The following is a 17,775-nucleotide window of genomic DNA, read 5'->3' on the forward strand; positions in this document are numbered from 1 at the left end:
GTGAGCGCGCCAGTCGCGCGGCCTAATCTACATCCAAGGAGCATGATGCGCCGCTTGATTGCGGCGCAGTCAATTTATGACGCTTCGTTGAGCACGAGATCAGAGGCTTTCTCTCCGATCATGATTGCCGGTGCGTTGGTGTTGCCCGAAACGATTTCCGGCATGATCGAACAATCGGCCACTCGAAGACCCGCAATTCCGTGCACCTTGAGCGTATGATCAACAACCGCATCTGGCCCATCGCCCATCTTGCAGGTCCCGGTAGGATGATAGATCGAAACCGAGTGGTTGCGCGCCCAGTCCAAGGTGCCTTCGTAGTCGTCCATATCCAGATCACTGGTCGGACGGAACTCTTCCGAGATCTTTGAACTCAATGGCGCGTGCCGCGCGATGTTGCGCGCGATTTTCACACCCTCGACAACAGTCTGGCAGTCCGTTTGCGTGGACAGATACTTTGGAATGATTTTCGGCGCGCTGCCGGGTTTGGCATCGTTCAACTGAATTTCGCCCCGGCTTTCCGGACGCAACTGGCACACTGACATGGTAAAGGCCGAGAACGGGTGAACCCCCTCGCCCGGACTGTCAGCCGACCACGGCTGCACGTGGAACTGAATATCCGGGGTCGCAACATCCGGACGCGTTTTCAAGAACCCGGTGGCAAGGCTGGCCGCCATGGTCATTGGGCCCGCGCGGAAGAGCGCGTATTTCATCGCGATCCGGGCCTGATTAATCAGGCTGCGTACTTCGTCATTCAGTGTCGGCTCATTGCATTTGTAAACCAACCGCGCCTGCAAATGATCCTGCAGGTTCTTTCCGACACCCGGCAATGCGTGCACGGGATCGATGCCGTGTGCCTTGAGCGCCTCGGGATCGCCTATGCCTGACAGCATCATCAATTGCGGCGAATTGATTGCTCCACCTGACAGGATGATTTCACGCCGCGCCCGGATTTCCACTTCTTCGCCAGAACGGGTCGCATAGCGCACGGCCACAGCCCTTTTGCCGTCCATGACAATCTTGGTCGCCATAGCCCGCGTTATGATCTGCAAATTCTCACGATTCTTGACCGGGTTCAGATACGCCACAGCAGAGCTGCACCGCCGACCGTTACGCGTGGTGAGCTGGAAATAACCAACACCTTCTTGCTTGGCACCGTTGTAATCGGGGTTGAATGGATAGCCCGCTTCTTGGGCTGCCGCGACCCATGCATCACAGATAGGGCGCTGGATTCGCATGTTTGAAACCGACAGAGGGCCATCGTCGCCGTGAAAATCATCCGCGCCGCGTTCGTTGTTTTCAGCGCGCCGGAAGAGTGGCAGCACGTCATCCCATGCCCAGCCGACATTGCCCATCTGGCGCCAACGATCATAGTCTTCGGCCTGCCCCCGTACATAAAGCAGACCATTCAGCGATGACGATCCACCCAGCACTTTGCCGCGCGGCCAATCGATGGATCGGCCGTTAAGGCCCGGATCCGGCTCGGTTTTATAGCACCAATCCAACGATGGGTTATGCATCGTCTTGAAATAGCCAACCGGCACGTGGATCCATGGATTCAAATCCCGGCCCCCGGCTTCGAGCAGCACGACCTTGGCCTTTGGATCAGCGCTCAGCCTGTTGGCAAGAACGCACCCAGCCGAGCCCGCTCCTACGATCACATAATCTGCTTCCAACGTTAATTTCCTCCCCGTCCTGCAAAAACACTATGCAAATCGCAAATACTGGTCTAGCCTTTTTTGAAACAGTTATTCTCAATAATTGCTAAAACGGGAGGAAAGCAATGGGAGTTTACGATCGCATCAAGGGAGTCTCACGTCGAGATTTCTTCAAGATCGCAGGAACTTACGGCATGAGCTCGACGCTTATGGCCGCAGGTGCATTTGGCGGCGCAATGACTGCGGCGAATCTCGCCCAGGCCGCAGAATCAACGTACAACAAGCGCTACAAGAAAGAGCCAAAGTTCCAAATGAAGTTCGGCGCGGCTGGTTTTAACCCGCAGAACCTTCTGATTGAACGGGCTGGCTGCCTCGAATTCGCACGTGATCTCGAAGAGCGTACAGACGGTGAGATCCGTATCGAATTCATCGGCAACAACCAGATCTGTGGTCAGCTGTCCTGCGTGGAAAAAGCGCAGCAGGGCATCGTGGACTTTTACGCTGCGTCCACACAGAACTCTGCCGGTGGCGCGCCTTACCTGAACGTTCTGGACTATGCCTACATGTTCCGCTCGCGTGCGGATCAGTACTACTTCATGTACCATCCCAAGAGCCAGGAAGTGCTGCGTGACCCCTTCGAAAAGCGTCACGGCCTGAAGTTCCTGTTCACACACGCAGAACTGCGCGGCATCCAGCTGGGCCTTGCCTGGCAGGACAAGCCAACCGTCACCAGCGTTGAGCAGCTGGCCGGCACCAAGAACCGCGTGACAGGGACACAGCTTGGCCGTATCGCCATGAACGCCCTGAACCTGAACCCGGTTCCGGTCGCATGGGAAGAAACGCTGGACGGCCTTAAGCAGGGTCTGATCGACGGCGCGGAAACATGGGCTTCGGCCGTGGCATACGCCAACATGTCGCCGGTTGTATCCCAGTGTGTCGACCTGCGCTTCTTCTGCGGTACAGAACACACCGCGATGAACGCATCCAGCTTTGACAAGCTGGACGGTCAGCTTCAGGACGCCGTCATGGAAGCGTCGTACCTCACACAGGTACACGTTCAGGCGGCCAACGAAGCGGCGCTGGTCAACACTGTCGGCTTCAGCCACCCACATCAGGGTCCGGACACAATCTTTGCCAAGAACAACGTTCGCGTTGCGGCACTGTCCGACGCGGAAATCCGCAAGGCCGAGGAAATGTGCTCGCCTGAGTTCCAGCCACAGCTCTGGGAACAGTGGCGTGAGCGCATCAACGGCTGGGCCGGTGGCATCGACACCTACCAGGAAATCTACGACACAGTCCGTGAGCATGACATCACGCTGGCTGAAAACGTAGAGCCACGCCGCTGGTGGAAAGGCTAAAGCCACGTTAGGCTTTGAATTGGGTCGGCCCTAGTCGCTAGGGCCGACCTTTATGCCTCCAAAGACCGGAAAACCGGCCGAGGCAAAACATATGGGAGGAGGACGGCCTATGTGGGCTGATATCAGCGCAATCTTTGCAGCGCTAATGTCTCAGGACAGTTTTGAAATCCGCAACGCGCTGCGTAGCGACGCAACGTGGTGGCTGGGCATCGTGGCCCTGCTCATTGGCGGTTGGCTCGTATCGGTTGTCTATCAAAAGGTACCATTCATCGAGCGTACTCTCGAGCGGACAATCATGGTCGTCAGCTATCTGGCCATCGCATTCATTATTTTCTGGGGTGTTGTGGATCGCTTTATCTTTTCCAACCAACAACCCTGGTCGACAACGATCCCGCCCCTGCTGTTTATGATCATGGCATGGTTCGGTGCGTCGTTTAACATTCGCAAGCGCACACACCTGAGCTTTTCCGAGTTCCGGACAGCCATGCCGCGCGGCGCGCAATTTGCATGCCTTTGGCTGGACGCTGCACTGTGGTTCGGCTTTGCGCTGATCCTCTTCGTGACAACCGCCCGCCAGACAGCCCTGTCCGCATCCAACTTTGCGATCGTTCTGGGCACAGACAACACGATGCTCTGGTGGTTCCTGATTACCGCACCCTTCGCGGCCTTGCTGATGGCGGGGCGCGCGATCCAGAACATCCGGGACGACATTCGCAATTGGCGCAGCGGCGAGCCGCTGATCAAACAAGCCGTGATCGGGGGAGATGTGTGATGACCGACGGAACTCTTGTTACACTGATCTCGCTTGGGGTCACCTTCTTGTTCATGCTGGGCGTGCCGGTCTTTCTCGTGATCGCCTACTGGGTTGTCGGCTGCTCTTTCGTGCTGGGCCTTACGCTCGACAACATGGGCGCTGAGCTTCTGAACGTCTTCAACAAAGGCTTTGCGCTTCTCGCGATGCCACTGTTCATTTTGACCGGGGATTTGATTAACAAATCCGGCATTGCCCGAAGGCTATCAGACTTTGCCTATGCCTGTCTGGGATGGCTACGTGGCGGTCTGGCCATGGCCAGCTTGGGGGCCTGCGGTCTGTTTGCCGCGATCTCCGGCTCGAACTCGGCCACCACGGCGACGATCGGCTCGATGCTGCATCCTGAAATGGTCAAGGGCGGCTATGACGAACGCTTCTCGGCTGCTACCGCGGCTGCGGGCGGCACGGTTGGGATCATCATTCCACCTTCGATCATCTTCATTGTCTACGGCTTCCTGATGAACCTGCCGATTTCGGATCTGTTCGTAGCGGGCATCATTCCCGGTGCGCTGATGGTCATCGGCATGCAGGTTGCCTGCTGGATTATCTGCCGCATCAACGGCTGGGGCTACCTGATCCCGCTTCAGCTGAACCGTGTGCTCAAGACAGCCTTTGGCGCTTGGCTGGGTTTCTTTGCCATCGGTCTGGTGCTCTGGGGCATCTACACCGGCAAATTCTCTCCCACCGAAGCAGCGGGTGTCACCGTTGGCTTTTGTATCATCGCGGGTCTGGCTTCTTACCTGATCACACGCCTGCTCAAATTGCGTCAGGATAAGACATGGGAAGAGAAGTCCTATGCCGAACAGCTGGTCGTCGAAGGCTTTACCCTGTTCCAGATCCCGGGCATCACCATGCGCTCGGCGGAAATCACCGGCATCCTTGCGCCGCTGATTGCCGTGTCGGTTGTCATGCAGCAGATCCTGTCGCTGCTGGGTGCCCAGCAGGTGATCGGTGATTTCGTGACGTCCATGGGTGGATACTACGCGGTTCTGTTCACCTCGATGGTCATCGTGTTCTTCTCGGGCATGGTGCTGGAATCGCTGCCGGTCACGATCATTCTTGCTCCTATTCTGGCGCCAATCGCGGCCAGCGTGGGCATCGATCCGATCCATTTCTCGGTGATCTTCCTCGTGGGTGCATCCATTGGCTTTATCACGCCACCCTATGGTCTGAACCTTTACGTCGCATCCGGCGTCACTGGTGTTCCGTATTTCAGGCTGTTGCGTTACACGGTGCCTTATCTCATCGCCTTGATCAGTGTCTGGGTTCTCGTCTCACTGACGCCAGAGCTGGCCTTGGCCCTGCTACCGGATAGATAAGGAATGGCATGCCAGACGACGGTCACAATGCTGAAAAGGGTCAAATCCCAACCAACCTGCGCCTTCTTCTGATCCTGGAAGAAGTTGCGCAGGCGGGTGTCCCTGTCTCGGCATCGTCGCTGGCAGATGCGCTGAACCTGCCCAAGCCGACAATGCATCGACTGCTGACAACGGCTGAGGAACAGGGTTTCCTGCAGCGCGACATTGACGGCCGGTCGTTTGGCCCCGGCAAACGGATGCGTACATTGTCGGCCAATACGCTGTCATCGCAGCGCATTCGCACCGAACGTCTGGTTATCATGAAAAAGCTGGCCGAGGTTGTAGAGGAAACCTGCAACCTCGCCGCACCTGGGCGTTTCGGGATGGTTTATCTCGACCGCGTCGAAACCCATTGGCCCCTGCGCATTCAGCTGCCCGTCGGAACCAAAGTGCCCCTGCACGCCACGGCCAGTGGCAAGATGTATCTGTCATCCCTGCGGTCCGACAAACTGGACCGGTTTCTCAAATGGCTCGAACTGCCTAAGGTGACGGAACAAACAATCATCAGCACGGATGCTTTGTTCGAAGAACTGGCCCTGACCCGTGGCCGCGGTTACGCAACAGACAACGAAGAATTCATGATCGGAATGACCGCCATCGCGGTTCCGATCAATGACAGTCAGGGACGTCTGCAGACAACGTTGTCGATCCATGCCCCAACGCAGCGACACAGCGTTGAAAGCCTCGCGCGGCAATTGCCTGAATTGCGCATTGCGGCCCGGCGTCTCGAAGAATTGCTTTGAGCGACCACTAAGCTGCCGTCTTTTCGAATTCCAGCTTGCCGCTGGCGACCGCAGCAAGCGCCACCATTACGCAGGCAGTTCCCAGCATCGCGGTCAGTCCGCCGACTTGATAGGTCACGCCGGACAAAAGCGTGCCCATCAATCGGCCTGCGGCGTTAGCCATGTAGTAAAACCCTACATCCATCGTCACACGCTCGGATTTGGTAAAGGACAGGATCAGGTAGGAATGTAGTGACGAATTGATCGCAAATACGGCACCAAACACCAAAAGCCCTGCCACCAAAACACCGGTCAGCCATGTTTCACCGGACTGCGCAAAGAGCGTTGCGGCCATCAAACCACCGGGTATCACGGCCAGCCGCCATGCCCACACGGGGGCCAATGACAGCAAATCGGTTTCGGATCGCATCTGCGCATTCAGCATTCGAGGTGCCAATGTTTGCACCACGCCATAGAGAATGATCCAGACTGCCATGAAACTGCCGATCAAAAAGAATGCGGTCCGATTGCCTGCCTCGCTTCCATCCGACAAAACCGCGTAGAAGTAGATCGGGATCCCGACCACAAACCAGACATCCCGTGCCCCGAACAAAAAGACGCGTGCCACAGACAGCCAGTTCACATTGGCCGATTTGGAGAAAACTTCGGAAAACTTGGCCGTTTTGCGCCCCGCTGGCAGGCCAGGCGGCATAGCGAACAGAACAACCAGAAGGATCAGGGCCAGCATCAGTGTCATGACCAAAACGGCCCAAACAAACCCAACCGTGCCCAGCAAGACAGCGCCCAGAAAAAATCCGATCCCTTTCACCGCGTTCTTCGATCCGGTCAGCAAAGCAACCCAGCGAAACAGCGCCCCACCCTCTTGCGGAGCCAGTAGCTTCACGGCGGATTTTGACGACATCTTCGCCAAATCTTTGGCCACCCCACTGGCCCCTTGGACCAACATGACGAAGATCACTGAAAATCCGACCGTCCAAGCCGGATCCAGTTGTGTCAGCGCCAGAAGCGCAAGAACCTGAAGACCCAGACCAGCATAGAGCGTTGATGTCAGACCAAATCGCGCAGCGATCCAGCCGGCGGACAGATTGGTCACAACGCCGGCAATTTCATAGAGAACAAAAAGATAAGCCAGTTGGACCGGGGAAAACCCCAGTTTGTGGAAATGCAACAAGACCAGCATTCTCAGCGCGCCATCGGTCAGCATGAAAGCCCAATAAGCGCCGGTCACTGCGATATATGCAGATGTCCCTTCAGGCCGGTCAGGGGCAGATTTCGTCAAAGGGAGTCCCCGACCATCAAAGCGACATCCACGAGCCGATGCGCATAGCCCATTTCATTGTCGTACCACGCATAGACTTTGACCTGCGTTCCGTTCACCACCATGGTCGACAGCGCATCCACAATGCCCGAACGTTCATCATTGGTGTAATCCGTCGAAACCAACGGGCGCTCTTCATATCCCAGAATGCCCTGCAATGGACCATCCGCAGCCGCCTTGAACAGCGCATTGACCTCTTGCACCGATGTTTCGCGTTCGACTTCGAATACGCAGTCCGTCAACGACGCGTTCAGCAACGGGACCCGAACCGCATGACCATCCAGCCGTCCCTTGAGTTCGGGATAGATAAGCGTGATGGCCGTCGCACTGCCCGTCGTGGTCGGGATCAGTGAATTCAACGCCGATCGCGCGCGTCGCAAGTCCTTGGCCGGTCGATCCACAATCGTCTGTGTGTTGGTGACGTCATGTATGGTCGTAATCGATCCGTGTTTAATGCCCAAAGCCTCGTGGATCACTTTGACCACCGGAGCCAGACAGTTTGTGGTGCAGCTGGCCGCCGTGACAATAGAGTGGCGATCCGGCTCATAAATGTCGTGGTTCACGCCATAGACGATGTTCACAGCATCGCCGTCTTTGACTGGGGCCGACACAACGACCTTTTTCACGCCTCCAGCAAAATACGGTGCAATCTTGCTTTCGGTTTTGAACACACCCGTGCAGTCAATGACCACATCGACGCCTTCCAACGGCAGGTCAGCGATATTGCGAGTGCCGATAAAAGGCAGCCGGGTGCGGTCGATCGTGACACTGTCATCATCGCTTGAAATCGCTGCGTCCCAGCGTCCGTGCACCGTGTCGAACTCAAAAAGATGGGCATGCATGGCCGGATCACCAACGGCGTCATTGATCCAAGCAATCTCCGCCCCGCGCTCCAGCAAGGGCTTCAGGGCCAGCTTACCGATCCGTCCCAATCCGTTCAAAGCAAAAACCGTCAATGGCCTTCTCCTGCTGCCTGTCACCCCAGATCTTTCGCTGCCTTTTAATCGAACCGGTCACCAGCTGAAAAGACCGCGAAACGGAGAGAGCTAAGCCGCGGCAACAAGACCGCCGTCGCCTTCATTTCGGCACAATCGATCCGATTTCACCGCCTCACACATCAGATTTCTTTGGGTTTGGGGACACAAAGCCAAGAGAAAAACACACTGTTTCCAATGGCATCGCGGTTTTGAAAATGGTCATAAAAATAAGGGCCGTGACGAAACATTTGCATGGCGTTTTTCATTTTTCACATTCCGCTTTTCGAATTTTGAGGAATTGCCCCTCCCCCAAAGAGATCACAATTTGGTCACAAACAACTAAGAGCGGAGGTTTACCAAGATGGGTTTTGCGTTACTACTTCTCGCTCCAATGCTTCTTGCCCTTGCAGGTGGAATGGACACGGGCGGAGACGACAACGACACACAAGACGACCATGATCAGAGCGACGAAACCGTCCAAGACGATCCGGTCATTACCGATACCACCGAAAATTTCGATCGCACCGGGCTTTTCGTGTCAGAAAACATGTTCGGCGTCGATGCCGTCTACTCAGTGCACACCGACAACGGCATTCCAACTGAAACTTTCGAAAGCGCGCTTGAAGAATTTGAAGTCGACACTGTCAGGTTTCCCTCAGGCCAAGCAGAGTTTGACCCTCGAGAGGCCGATGGAGAAGGTTGGCTGGACATTACTGCTCTCACGGATGAGGGCGAGCTTCGGCCTGAATTGACTAATTTTCTCGACTCGGTCGATGGCTCGGTGGTTCTTACCATCCCCACAACAAACGCTCCTCTCGAGAGTTATGGCGAAGATCTGGACCGCTGGGCGGAACTGGTGATGCGCGAATACGGTGACGTCGTCATCGCTTTCGAGGTCGGCAACGAATACTGGGCGGCAATGGGCGAAACCGAGTACGGCCAACGCGCGAATATCGCCGTCGAAGCCCTCGCCCGCGGCATCGCCGCAGCAGGCGAAGAAGACGCAGACATTCTGGTGCAGATGGGCGCAACATTCGGCCAATCCGAGTTCAACGGCACGGATGACGACCGCCCCTTCATGGATCGTTTGTACGACTCCAACAACCAGATCATTGACCAGTTCAGTGAAACCGCTCTGGCTGAAATCGACGGTGTGGTGGAACACTACTACTGGAACCAGTCGCCAATTCCTTTCGAGGATTCACGCGCCGAAGTTCGTTACATGAACGTCGATTTTGAAATCTGGCAGAGCCGGTTCGATCAGGATCTGGATTTCTATGTCACAGAGTGGAACTTGCGGATGGGCAACTGTCCCTGCAACGGTCTGCGCAGCACGTCGATCCTGACTGAAATGGTGGAAAACATGGTCGAAATGGGCGTCGATGGTGCCTACGTTTGGCCTGTGGTGCACAACACGTCAAACGATTTGGGCGGCCCGGCTGACGACGGCGAAGTGCGCACCGATGATCAGGGCCGCGTTGTCGAGACCCTGAGGGGCGCGATTTTTGACCTTATGTCTGACGTGCTGCCCGGCAAAGAATTGATCCGTGTGGACATTGACGGTGTAGATAATGGCATGGAAATCGCGGCCTACGAAGGTGACGGCGAGTACGTGTTCTACATTGGCAGCAATTCCACAGAGCCAGTCAATTTCACAGTTGATCTAACGGACATCATTGAAGACTTCGTCTCAGCACAAGGCGTTGTTATTGGCTACGATCGTGAAACGTCAAATGGGCGCCACTACGTGCCGGGCATGGGCTGGCAAAATGCAGAATCCGTAATGGTTGACGGTGAACCATACTATCTGAACGAACACGATGTTGGCGCGACACTGACCGACTACTCCTATAATTCACCAGTCTTCAACGTCGAACTGGACCCTTACGAAATGGTCCAGATCACGGTCCAGACACAGTGATCCAAGACATCGACCGTTTTCGAGAAAGGCATTCAAACGGGCATCATGAGCCACCGAGCAAAAGCGACCCCAGAATGATTTGAGGCAATTCCAAACTGCGGCAGCGAACGGCAAGACCGGCACTAAAAATCCGGCACCACCCGTTCCGAGGCAGGTCAACAAGAAAGGCCCCACATATCTGTGGGGCCTTTTTCTGGCTCTTATGGATCTTTGGAACAAAGCCTGCCGAAACCTCAGGCCATGTCGCCAGCTTCAGATCGCAGCAAGCTCTTCTTTCAGATCGCCCATGTCGGTGCCGCCTGCCATCAGACGACGCATTTCTTCGTCACCGATTTCAGACGCCACACCAGAGCCGATCACCTTACCCAGTGCGAGGAAGGTATAGCGGTCGCCAACAAGGCGCGAATGCAGCTCGTTGTGCGTGATGAAGATGATCGCGATATCGCCGCGCGCGCGGACTCTCTTGATCGTTTTCAAAACGCCCATCTGCTGCTTTTGCCCCAAGGCCGACGTCGGTTCATCAAGGATCAGAACCTTAGCGCCAAAGTAAATAGCCCGGGCAATCGCCAGCGTCTGACGCTGACCACCCGACATGGTGCCGACCGCTTGGGTTGGATCCGAAAAGTCGATCCCGATCTTGAGCATTTCATCATGCGCGATCTGGTTCATCTCTTCCATGCGCAGGGTTCCCAACGGGCCCTTCAATTCTCGGCCCATAAAGAAGTTACGCGTGACACTCATCAACTGGTTCAGAGCGAGGTCCTGATAAACCGTGCCAATCCCTGCATCAGACGCATCACGCGGCGATTGGAAATTGACGGGTTTGTCGTCGATCATGATCGTGCCCTCGGTCGGTTGGTGAACACCAGCCAAGGTTTTGATCAGGGTCGATTTACCGGCACCGTTGTCCCCCAAAAGGCAGTGCACTTCGCCAGGATAGACGTCCAGATCAACACCGCCCAGCGCGGTGAAAGGTCCGAAACGCTTGACCAGGTTTTTGACGCGAAGATACGGGGTAGCCATATCAAATCCCTCCTGTGATGCGTTTGCGGATGCGTTCGTTTGCAAACACCGCTGCCAAGAGAATGCCGCCCAGGAACACACGGAACCAAGCGCCGTCGATCGCGGGAATAAAGAACACCGCGTTGGCCACGAGACCGACCGTGATCGCCCCGAAAACAACACCGATGATCGAACCGAAACCGCCGGTCATCAGCGTGCCGCCAACAACGGCAATCGCGATGGCAAAGAGTTCCATCAAGTTGCCTTTGGCCGCGTCGGATGTGTTGGTGTCGAACACCTGACAAGCTGCGAACATGGTTGCGCAGAACGCGGTGAACATGAACAGGCCGATCTTGACCTTGTTGGTGGGAACACCGTTGGCGCGGGCTGCGTCCTGATTGTCACCGGTCGCGTAGATCCAGTTTCCGATTTGTGTACGGCTCAGCACAAAGTATGCAACGCCGGCAATCACGAGCCACCACAAGAAACGCGCATCAAAGCCCTCGACCCATTGCTCTCCGCGACGGTTTAAGTTGCCGCCAAGCATGAACCAGAGGTCATAGAACCAGCCAAAGACTTCACCGCCCATCAGGTCGGCAAACCAGCTGGTTTCCTTGTAGTCCGGCAGGCCGGAAATCTGTGTGGATTTGTTGATCAGACGGAAGCTGACTTCGGTCACGCCCCGCAGGAAGAACAGGAAGGCAAGGGTCACGATAAAGCTCGAAAGCCCCGATCGGACGACAACGTTGCCAATGATCCAGCCAATCGCCAGCGTCATGACCAGTGTGAGCAAGAAGGCGGTAAAGGGTGTCGCTTCGCCCAGCCCAAATGGCAGACCCCATTTCAGCATCATCGCCATGGACATACCGGCAAAACCGATCATCGATCCGATAGACAGATCAAATTCACCGGAAATCATGAGAACCGCAGCGCCTGTCGCAATGATCCCGTACTGCGCAATGATGGCGATGTTATTTTTCAGACCAAGTGCGTTGAACGACTTGCCTTCTGATGCGATGGCCAAAGCAATGATGATCACAACCATCACGAGGAACGAGCCAATTTCAGGTCGTCGCATCGCGCGTTGTAGCTTGGTTTCTTGCTGTAGCCGGTCGGCTTCGTTTCGGTCAGCCATATGAATGCACCCCTCTCCTAATCGCTGATTTTAGCTAAAAAAACAGGCGACTGGATGCCGCCTGTTCTTATGTTCTGCAGTGCTGATTTTATCTGTCGACGCCAGCGAGGGCTTTGACCGATGCGGCGTTGGATGCATCAACAAAACCTGGGCCCGATGGGATGTTCGCACCTGGGAGAAGACCAGCGTGGTTGTTGTAGAGATGCAGCACGATAACGGGCATGTAGCCCTGCAGGCGCTGCTGCTGGTCGATGGTGAATGCGGCGCGACCGTCTTCGATCATGTCCATAACACCTGGGCTGAGGTCGAAGCACGCGAGGTGCACGTCAGCGCCAACGGCTTCGATCGCCTTGGTTGCCGCTTCACAAACGTGTGGGCCAACAGCCAGAACGCCGTCGATCGACTCGTCTGCCTGAAGAGCAGCAGCTGTACGGGTTTCGATCTGTGCAGGGTCATTCGAAACGTCGATCATGTTGAGATCGCCGCCGATGCCGTCAAAGTAACCGGAGCAACGGTCAACCAGAGCTGTATTGAACGATTCCTGGTTCAGGCACAGGCCTTTGGTCACACCTTCAGCCGCCGCACGTGCGCCTGCTTTTTCACCGGCGAGACGCTCGGGCTGACCAACGTGCATCAGAGCACCCAGTTCTGCAGAGGACTCCAGACCGGAGTTGATTGTGACAACTGGAACGCCGTCAGCAACAGCCGCCTTGATTGCAGGGCCAAGCGCCGCCGCATCAGGAAGCGAAACGATGATGCCGTCAGGCTGGGTCGCAGCCGCAGCTTCGATCAGCTTGGCCATTGCCGCCATGTCGCCGGATACGTCGAAGTTGTATTCCAGAGTTGCGCCAACATCTTCTGCTGCATCGCGACCACCCTTTTCAACAACGGGCCAGAAAGGGTCTGTACCCTGTGTGTGCGTGATCATGACATAGCGTTCTTCGGCGACAACTGCGCCTGCCACCATGGATGCTGCTGCAGCAGCAAGAAGTACTTTTTTCATTTGGTTCCTCCCAAAAATGTGGTGTCCGGCGCACCTTGCTTTATCCGGAAGTCTGAATTCAGACCCTATTGCCCCAGTCGTGTGGGGTCGTGACCAACTCCGCATTCGCAAAGCGGTATTTTTTGAGCGCGTCGCCAGGCGATGATAGCGCTATATGAACCTTATCCACCGTCTGTTTGCACTTCAACAATTGTTCCCATTTTTATTCACGGTTTCAGTGGGTTTTCGGGTGCAGGCGCCTGTCCGTCGTAGCCGCCCCAAACCGATTGATCATAGTGGATGACGGCCCCTGTCATCATTCCGCTGTCATCCGAAGCCATCCACAGCACGGCACGTGCAACTTCCTTTGGATCGAGCAGTCGCCCGAAGGGCAATTGGGCCTTTGCCTTTTCTTCCCAGTCCGGATCACCCGTCTCTTCGATTTGGATCTTGCGCTCATGATCAGACGCCATCCAGCCAATATCGAGTTGATTGACGTGGATGCGATTTCTCATCAGCGCAAATCCTGCGTGACGGGTCAGCGTGGCCAATGCGCCTTTTGATGCACAATAGGGCGCAAGAAACGGCTGCCCTGCCCTCTCGGATGTTGAACCGATGTTAACGATGCGGCCTTCGCAATTCTCGCGCTCCATCACACCAATGGCCGCCTGCATCAAGAAAAACGGCGCGCGGACGTTGACAGCCATCATCTGATCAAAGAGCTCTGGTGTTGTGTTCAGCAGATTGCCGCGATCCGTGAACCCGGCGGCATTGACCAGAATGTCCAGCTGACCGAAACGCTGATCCACCCCGGCAACGATCCCCTGAACCGCATCGATGTCAGCAAGATCAGCCGCAACCATCAGCACAGGCACACCGGTCTCGGTTTCAATCCGTCTGGCTGTGGCCTCACCCTTGCTCTGATCCCGGCCGACGATGGCCAGACCCTTGGCACCGGCCTCGGCCAGTTGGCGCGCGATCGCTTCGCCCAATCCCTGCGTTCCGCCGGTCACCAAGGCGACCTTTCCATCCACACGGTTCACTGACTTATCCCTCGCCCGCAGCCATCAGATGCCCTGCCGCTGTTTCGCGCGGAACGCCTCTTGTCCTTTGCGGGCCTCGCGGATGCTTTCGCGGTCATTGATTTCCGGAACCCCGACATACCAATCGGCGCCGCCCGGGGTCCACGTGTAGGCATCCGATTCTATGCTGATGACTGTCGTGCCATCCGTTGTCAGCGCCCACTCCATCGCCGCCTCAAGATCGGCAAGGCTGTCGCAGTGGCGCGCGTATGCACCCATGGCTTCGGCATGTTTGGCAAAGTCGACACGGCGCGGGTTTTGCTTGTTCACAACACGGCTGTCTTTCAACAAGTTGTTGAAGCCGGGCACACCCATGCCGGTCTGCAAACGGTTGATGACGCCAAACCCGCCGTTGTCGCAAACAACCACGATCATTTTGTGACCAGACAAAACTGACGAATGAATGTCTGAATTCATCATCATGTAGGAACCATCCCCGACCATGACGATTGGAACGCCGTCACCGTCCTTGGCCATCGCGTGCCCCCAAGCACCGGCAATTTCGTAGCCCATGCAGGAAAACCCGAATTCGCAATCATAGGTATTGGGCGCTTTCACGCGCCAGTTCTTGACAGTTTCACCCGGCAGGCCACCCGCCGCAGTAACCATTGTATCCTCAGGACGGGCGATTTTGTTGACCACCCCGATGACCTGCGCATAGCTCGGCACAGCCGCATTGGTCGCGGCCTGACCTTCGTCCAGCATCTGGTTCCAGTCTGCATAAAGCCCGCGCGCTTCGTCCATCCTTGCAGGCTCACAGACCCAGTCGCCAATCGCCTGATCCAGTTCGGCGATACACTCAAGCGCGTCACCGACCACCGGCAGAGATCCATGTTTGCGCGCATCAAAACGCGCCGCGTTGATATTGATGAACCGACTGTCCGGCGCAAAGGTCGTCCAGGACCCGGTCGTGAAATCCTGCAGCCGCGTGCCGACCGCAACGACAACATCTGCGTTTTCCGCCAGCACCTTCGCAGCGTCCGTGCCCTCGATGCCGATTGCCCCGACGTAGGCAGGATGGTCATGCACGACCGCGCCTTTGCCCGCGATGGTTTCGGCCATTGGAATGCCGCGCGCCTTTGCGAAATCGGCCAAGGCCTCACCAGCACCTGAATACCGCACGCCACCGCCAGAGATGATCAGAGGCTTCTTGGCAGTTTTCAGCAATTCAGCCGCAGCCGCCACCTGATCACGATCCGGACGATTGCGTGGAATGGTCCAAAGCGTCGGCTCAAAGAACGCAACCGGGTAGTCGTAGGCAATTTCCTGAATATCCTGCGGCAAACCAATAAACGCCGGGCCACAATCGGCCGGGTCCATCATGGTCGCTACCGCCTGCGGCAGAGACGATAAAATCTGCGCTGGGTGCGTGATCCGATCCCAGAACCGCGACACGGCGCGGAAACTGTCGTTCACGGTTGTGGACGGCTCGCCGAAGTGTTCGACCTGTTGCAGCACCGGATCCGGAAGCCGGTTGTTATAGGTATCACCGGACAACAGCAGAACCGGCAAACGGTTGGCATGCGCAACGCCTGCCGCAGTAACCATGTTCGTGGCACCCGGGCCAACGGACGTGGTTGCGATCATGATCTGGCGGCGCAGTTTCGCCTTTCCGTAGCCGATCGCCGCAAGCGCCATCGATTGCTCGTTCTGACCGCGCCATGTTGGCAGCACATCCTGAACCTGCTCCAGCGCTTCGGAAAGACAGGTGACGTTGCCGTGCCCGAAGATACCGAACACACCGGCAAACAATTGAACCCGTTCGCCATCGATTTCGGTGTGCTGGTTGATCAGGTAACGCACAAGCGCCTGACCCACTGTCAGCTTGACGGTTTTTGCTGTCATTTCGGCTCCTCCACTGGCGGTTCGAAAACTCGCATTGGAATGCTTATTGACAAAATTCAATGTCTGCAACGATTATTGCGAAATTGCTCGAATTTGTTGCAAGCCATTGCAGAACTGAGCGGGACAACGACCATCACCCAAGGGGAAAATCGCATATGTACGACGCATTTGGCCTATATATTAAAGGGGCTTGGCGGTCTTCCGACACGCAATCGGAAGTGCACTCACCGGCGACCGAACAGGCGTTGGGATCTGTTGCAACAGCGTCGGTTCAAGACACCAAACAGGCGATTGATTCGGCCGCAGAGGCGCTTGCTCCGCTCCAAGACATGGGCGGTTTTGCACGCGCTGATGCGCTGCATCGCGTTGCTGATGAAATGGCCACCCGCAGCCAAGAAGCGGCCCGGATGATCACCCTTGAGACCGGAAAACCAATCGCACAATCGGCCCGTGAATGGGGATTGTCGGTGGATCAATTCCGCTGGTACGCCGAAGAGGCCCGTCGCATCTATGGGCGCATTGTCGAAAGCCGCGTGCCGGGCGGCAGGTTCGAGGTAACCAAGGAACCTGTGGGCATCGTCGGTGCGTTTACCGCATGGAATTTTCCAGCCTCGCTGCCTGCGCGCAAACTGGCCCCTGCCCTTGCAGCGGGATGTCCTGTGGTATTGCGTCCGTCGTCGCAGACGCCGGGCGTGGCCATGATCATGGTCGATTGCCTGCGGGCTGGCGGCTTTCCGGATGGCGCGGTCAATCTCGTCGTTGGCTCGACGGCCAACACCTATGAGCCCGTCATGGCCGACCCGCGCGTTCGCAAAGTGTCCTTGACCGGGTCGACCCGCGTGGGTCAGCAGATGATCCGCGACGCCGCAGCCACGGTCAAAAAGGTCTCAATGGAACTCGGGGGCAACGCGCCATGCATCATCTTTGACGACGCCGATCTAAGCGCGGCGCTGGATGCCTGTGTTCCCTCCAAATTTGGAAACGCCGGGCAGGTCTGCGTAACGCCCGACCGCTTCTTTGTGCACGAGTCCCTGCACGATGCATTTGTTGCCGAATTTGCCCAGCGGGCGAAAGCGATCAAACTTGGCAATGGCCAAGACGAGGCGACCGAGATGGGCCCTCTGATCAATGCGGGGCGTCTACGGGACGTGGACGCCGTTGTTCAGGATGCCGTGCAACGCGGCGCGGTGCTTGAAGCCGGCGGACAGCCCGCCAAAGGTTTTGACGCCGGCCATTTCTATGAACCCACCGTGCTGAGCAACGTTACCGATGACATGCGGGTCTTTGCCGAAGAAAACTTTGGCCCGATTGCTGCAATCACCCGTTTCCGTGATGACGACGAAGCGCTGGAACGCGCCAATGCATCGCAAATGGGTCTGTCCGCCTACGCATTTACCCGCAGCGCAGACCGCGCACGCACGGCCACCAGAACGCTGAAGGCAGGCATGGTCGGGATCAATTCCTTTGCGCTGGCCGCGTCCGAAGCGCCATTTGGTGGCACCAATTATTCGGGACTTGGCCGCGAAGGCGGCTGCGAAGGCATCGAGGACTACCTCGACACCAAACTTTCTCAAATCGTTCTCTGAGG

The 17,775-nt window shown here is 56.5% G+C and carries 14 protein-coding genes; 6 read left to right on the forward strand and 8 right to left on the reverse strand.

Annotation, left to right across the window (positions count from 1 at the left end):
- Positions 1-74 precede the first annotated feature (74 nt).
- The gene (locus PFY00_RS12380) at positions 75-1,673 is read right to left on the reverse strand and encodes a GMC family oxidoreductase (RefSeq protein ID WP_271432859.1); all 1,599 of its coding nucleotides are present in this window, start codon (positions 1,671-1,673) and stop codon (positions 75-77) included.
- 107 nt (positions 1,674-1,780) lie between these two features.
- Here PFY00_RS12380 and PFY00_RS12385 point away from each other — a divergent pair, with 107 nt between their 5' ends.
- The 4 genes from PFY00_RS12385 to PFY00_RS12400 all read left to right on the forward strand — a co-directional run bounded on the left by PFY00_RS12385 (position 1,781) and on the right by PFY00_RS12400 (position 5,925).
- A complete protein-coding gene (locus PFY00_RS12385) occupies positions 1,781-3,013 on the forward strand; it encodes a TRAP transporter substrate-binding protein (RefSeq protein ID WP_271432860.1) in 1,233 nt (410 codons plus the stop codon).
- A gap of 109 nt (positions 3,014-3,122) precedes the next feature.
- Entirely contained in the window at positions 3,123-3,785 is a 663-nt protein-coding gene (locus tag PFY00_RS12390; RefSeq protein ID WP_271432861.1) for a TRAP transporter small permease, read from the forward strand.
- Positions 3,785-5,143, forward strand: a complete 1,359-nt coding sequence (locus PFY00_RS12395; RefSeq protein WP_271432862.1) for a TRAP transporter large permease — start codon at positions 3,785-3,787, stop codon at positions 5,141-5,143. The genes PFY00_RS12390 and PFY00_RS12395 overlap by 1 nt, the downstream gene beginning before the upstream one ends.
- Positions 5,144-5,151: 8 nt before the next feature.
- On the forward strand, positions 5,152-5,925 hold the full coding sequence (locus PFY00_RS12400; RefSeq protein WP_271432863.1) for an IclR family transcriptional regulator: 774 nt from the start codon (positions 5,152-5,154) through the stop codon (positions 5,923-5,925).
- Positions 5,926-5,932: 7 nt separating this feature from the next.
- On the opposite strand, the gene arsJ is transcribed toward PFY00_RS12400, so the two are convergent.
- A complete protein-coding gene (gene arsJ / locus PFY00_RS12405) occupies positions 5,933-7,204 on the reverse strand; it encodes an organoarsenical effux MFS transporter ArsJ (protein ID WP_271432864.1) in 1,272 nt (423 codons plus the stop codon).
- Positions 7,201-8,199 (reverse strand): ArsJ-associated glyceraldehyde-3-phosphate dehydrogenase, encoded by a 999-nt coding sequence (locus tag PFY00_RS12410; protein WP_271432865.1) that lies wholly within the window; start codon positions 8,197-8,199, stop codon positions 7,201-7,203. The genes arsJ and PFY00_RS12410 overlap by 4 nt, the downstream gene beginning before the upstream one ends.
- Before the next feature lie 412 nt (positions 8,200-8,611).
- Between PFY00_RS12410 and PFY00_RS12415 the strand changes: the two genes are divergently transcribed.
- On the forward strand, positions 8,612-10,141 hold the full coding sequence (locus PFY00_RS12415) for a hypothetical protein (RefSeq protein WP_271432866.1): 1,530 nt from the start codon (positions 8,612-8,614) through the stop codon (positions 10,139-10,141).
- 252 nt (positions 10,142-10,393) lie between these two features.
- Here PFY00_RS12415 and PFY00_RS12420 read toward each other — a convergent pair whose 3' ends face one another.
- The 5 genes from PFY00_RS12420 to iolD form a co-directional block, all read right to left on the reverse strand.
- Positions 10,394-11,164 (reverse strand): ATP-binding cassette domain-containing protein, encoded by a 771-nt coding sequence (locus PFY00_RS12420; protein ID WP_271432867.1) that lies wholly within the window; start codon positions 11,162-11,164, stop codon positions 10,394-10,396.
- 1 nt (position 11,165) lies between these two features.
- Positions 11,166-12,278, reverse strand: coding sequence for an ABC transporter permease (locus tag PFY00_RS12425; protein ID WP_271432868.1), 1,113 nt, complete (start codon positions 12,276-12,278; stop codon positions 11,166-11,168).
- An 88-nt stretch (positions 12,279-12,366) separates the two neighbouring features.
- Positions 12,367-13,281 carry a sugar ABC transporter substrate-binding protein gene (locus PFY00_RS12430; protein WP_271432869.1) on the reverse strand — a complete coding sequence of 305 codons (915 nt, stop codon included), beginning with the start codon at positions 13,279-13,281 and terminating at the stop codon, positions 12,367-12,369.
- A gap of 206 nt (positions 13,282-13,487) precedes the next feature.
- Positions 13,488-14,303 carry an SDR family oxidoreductase gene (locus tag PFY00_RS12435; RefSeq protein ID WP_271432870.1) on the reverse strand — a complete coding sequence of 272 codons (816 nt, stop codon included), beginning with the start codon at positions 14,301-14,303 and terminating at the stop codon, positions 13,488-13,490.
- A 24-nt stretch (positions 14,304-14,327) separates the two neighbouring features.
- Complete coding sequence (gene iolD, locus PFY00_RS12440; protein WP_271432871.1) at positions 14,328-16,187, reverse strand: 3D-(3,5/4)-trihydroxycyclohexane-1,2-dione acylhydrolase (decyclizing); 1,860 nt, start codon at positions 16,185-16,187, stop codon at positions 14,328-14,330.
- Between the two features lie 155 nt (positions 16,188-16,342).
- On the opposite strand from iolD, the gene PFY00_RS12445 reads away from it, so the two are divergent.
- A complete protein-coding gene (locus tag PFY00_RS12445; RefSeq protein ID WP_271432872.1) occupies positions 16,343-17,773 on the forward strand; it encodes an NAD-dependent succinate-semialdehyde dehydrogenase in 1,431 nt (476 codons plus the stop codon).
- The last annotated feature ends 2 nt before the right edge of the window (positions 17,774-17,775 follow it).

This window comes from Thalassococcus lentus (genome assembly GCF_028023555.1).
In the GTDB taxonomy this organism is placed as follows: domain Bacteria; phylum Pseudomonadota; class Alphaproteobacteria; order Rhodobacterales; family Rhodobacteraceae; genus Thalassococcus_A; species Thalassococcus_A lentus.

Coding starts and splice junctions, on each gene's coding strand:
- PFY00_RS12385 (WP_271432860.1), top strand. CDS start 1,781: ATGGGAGTTTACGATCGCATCAAGGGAGTCTCACGTCGAGATTTCTTC.
- PFY00_RS12390 (WP_271432861.1), top strand. CDS start 3,123: ATGTGGGCTGATATCAGCGCAATCTTTGCAGCGCTAATGTCTCAGGAC.
- PFY00_RS12395 (WP_271432862.1), top strand. CDS start 3,785: ATGACCGACGGAACTCTTGTTACACTGATCTCGCTTGGGGTCACCTTC.
- PFY00_RS12400 (WP_271432863.1), top strand. CDS start 5,152: ATGCCAGACGACGGTCACAATGCTGAAAAGGGTCAAATCCCAACCAAC.
- PFY00_RS12415 (WP_271432866.1), top strand. CDS start 8,612: ATGCTTCTTGCCCTTGCAGGTGGAATGGACACGGGCGGAGACGACAAC.
- PFY00_RS12420 (WP_271432867.1), bottom strand. CDS start 11,164: ATGGCTACCCCGTATCTTCGCGTCAAAAACCTGGTCAAGCGTTTCGGA.
- PFY00_RS12425 (WP_271432868.1), bottom strand. CDS start 12,278: ATGGCTGACCGAAACGAAGCCGACCGGCTACAGCAAGAAACCAAGCTA.
- PFY00_RS12430 (WP_271432869.1), bottom strand. CDS start 13,281: ATGAAAAAAGTACTTCTTGCTGCTGCAGCAGCATCCATGGTGGCAGGC.
- iolD (WP_271432871.1), bottom strand. CDS start 16,187: ATGACAGCAAAAACCGTCAAGCTGACAGTGGGTCAGGCGCTTGTGCGT.
- PFY00_RS12445 (WP_271432872.1), top strand. CDS start 16,343: ATGTACGACGCATTTGGCCTATATATTAAAGGGGCTTGGCGGTCTTCC.